The 674-nt window shown below is 63.9% G+C and carries 1 protein-coding gene and 1 pseudogene; both read left to right on the plus strand.

Annotation, left to right across the window (positions count from 1 at the left end; genetic code table 11):
• Positions 1-197 (plus strand): annotated as a pseudogene (rplK, locus tag EN969_RS34010) (50S ribosomal protein L11); the annotation flags it as partial.
• A gap of 4 nt (positions 198-201) precedes the next feature.
• Positions 202-674 (plus strand): 50S ribosomal protein L1 (gene rplA, locus EN969_RS34015; RefSeq protein ID WP_127366962.1); only part of this gene is annotated, 473 nt, incomplete at its 3' end.

Genomic DNA, 674 nt, shown 5'->3' on the forward strand with positions numbered 1-674 from the left:
ACTTCCTGAAGAAGGCGGCGAACCTGACCTCTGGTTCCAAGGAGCCGGGCAAGGTCAAGGCCGGTACGGTTTCGCGTGACAAGGTCCGCGAGATTGCCACCGCGAAGATGAAAGACCTGAACGCAAACGACGTCGAAGCGGCCATGCGCATGGTCGAGGGCTCCGCCCGCTCGATGGGTCTGGAAGTGGTGGGCTAAGATCATGGCAAAGATTGCAAAGCGTGTATCGAAGACCCGCGAAGGCATCGATCCCAACAAGGCTTATGCCCTGGGTGATGCGCTGAAGCTGCTCAAGGACCGTTCCTCGGTGAAGTTCGATGAGACCATCGAAGTCGCCATGAACCTCGGCGTCGACCCGCGCCATGCCGACCAGATGGTCCGCGGCGTGGTCAACCTGCCGAACGGCACCGGCCGCTCGGTACGTGTCGCCGTGTTCGCCCGTGGCGACAAGGCCGACGAAGCGCGCGCCGCCGGCGCCGACATCGTTGGTGCCGAGGATCTGGTCGACATCGTCCAGAAGGGCACGATCGATTTCGATCGCTGCATCGCCACGCCGGACATGATGCCGCTGGTCGGCCGTCTGGGCAAGGTGCTCGGCCCGCGCGGCATGATGCCGAACCCGAAGGTCGGAACCGTCACCACCGACGTTGCCGCCGCCGTCAAGGCGTCCAAGGG

It is taken from the genome of Mesorhizobium sp. M7A.F.Ca.CA.003.01.2.1 (genome assembly GCF_003998945.1).
In the GTDB taxonomy this organism is placed as follows: Bacteria; Pseudomonadota; Alphaproteobacteria; order Rhizobiales; family Rhizobiaceae; genus Mesorhizobium; species Mesorhizobium ciceri.